This window comes from Marinobacter fuscus (assembly GCF_003007675.1).
Lineage (GTDB): Bacteria > Pseudomonadota > Gammaproteobacteria > Pseudomonadales > Oleiphilaceae > Marinobacter > Marinobacter fuscus.
The window spans coordinates 1-1,338 of the sequence record NZ_PXNP01000109.1 but is presented as its reverse complement, the minus strand read 5'-3'; the positions used below and the strand labels follow the sequence as shown (position 1 = coordinate 1,338).

Annotated in this window: 1 protein-coding gene; it reads right to left on the bottom strand. The window is 56.7% G+C overall.

Features of this window, described 5'->3' with window-relative positions:
- Positions 1-2: 2 nt before the first annotated feature.
- The gene (locus tag C7H09_RS17100; protein WP_106764972.1) at positions 3-1,328 is read right to left on the bottom strand and encodes an IS1182 family transposase; all 1,326 of its coding nucleotides are present in this window, start codon (positions 1,326-1,328) and stop codon (positions 3-5) included.
- Between the last annotated feature and the right edge of the window lie 10 nt (positions 1,329-1,338).

Sequence of the window (1,338 nt, the reverse complement as noted above, 5' to 3'; positions counted from 1 at the left end):
GCCTATGTCAGCCTCATCAGCGAACTCATCCGCCTGAGGTTAAGCGACAGGCAGACCAGATCCCATTCGCCTTGCACGGCATTAAGCCCCCTCAGGCTGAACTGCCGGAAGCCCAGAATATGCTTGATCCAGCCATTAACCGCCTCAATCAGATGCTTGCGCCGGGCGTAAATCGATCGCCCCGTCGCGGTGGCCAGCTTCTCGGCCATCCGTGACGTGGCGGGATAACTGCTCGCGTCTATATCTGCGCTCTTTTTCCCTTCCCGACGCAGCGAAACATAACCGTCGATCCTTTTGTTCTCCAGGGACTGTAAGTCGTCTTCTTTACGGTAACCGGCATCGGCCAGGCATTGTTGCGGATAGGTTTTCAGGATGTCTTTCACGTCATCCAGTAGCGGTATCAGGCGACCCTGATCACTGGCATTGCTGCCCAGATGATTAGCGACAATCAGTTGGAATTCACCATCCACGGCCAACTGGCCGTTGTAGCATTGCTGGAACCCATCCGCCGTTTTCATTATCCGGCTTTGCGGGTCGGTAAAGTTGCTTTGATCTTTGTCGTCCGGCACCCCGTAATCTCGCTTGAAGTTCCGGCCACCGCGGGGTGGGCGGCGATCATCGTCCGGGTGCCGGCCTTTGGCTGTATCCCGCGCTTTCTGATCCGCTTCCAACTTCTCCTTGGCAGCGCGGATCTTGTCCAGTCGCGCCTGTCGGTACTGCAACTCCTCAGGTAGCTCATCACCCCGCTGATCCGGGCCGAACTGCCGATCTTCCGACTCGTCCGTTCGACGGGCCTGACGACATAGCCCATCGATCTCTTTCGATAAACGATCTTCTTCCTCGCCCATGCGGCCATAGCTCATGGCCTTGTGCTTACTGGCATTCGCCCGAATCTTTGTGCCATCAATCGCCAGTGTTCCCAGCGTGATCAGCTCCGCCTCCCGAGCAATCCGTACGACTTGAATGAAGATAGCCTTGAAGGCGACCAGATGGTGTTTGCGGAAATCACAGATCGTGCGGTGCTTGGGAAAATTACCCGCAGCCAGAACCCGAAAGGCGACATCTTCCTCCAACTTCCGGGCAATCTTGCGTGAGGAGAATACGCCGACGGCGTAGGCGTAAATAAGAACCTTCAGCATCATCCGCGGATCGAACGGCGAGTTACGCCGACCGCTGCCTTCGTAGCGGGCGTAAAACGCACTCAAATCCAGCTCCTCGACAACATCACTGACAAAATAGGCCAGGTGGCCATCAGGCAGCCACTCGTTCAGGCTTGGGGGAAGGAGCAATTCCTGGTCGGGCGAGTACGGGCGGAAAGTGGTTCCCATCAGACGTCCT

Coding starts and splice junctions, on each gene's coding strand:
- C7H09_RS17100 (WP_106764972.1), bottom strand. CDS start 1,328: ATGGGAACCACTTTCCGCCCGTACTCGCCCGACCAGGAATTGCTCCTT.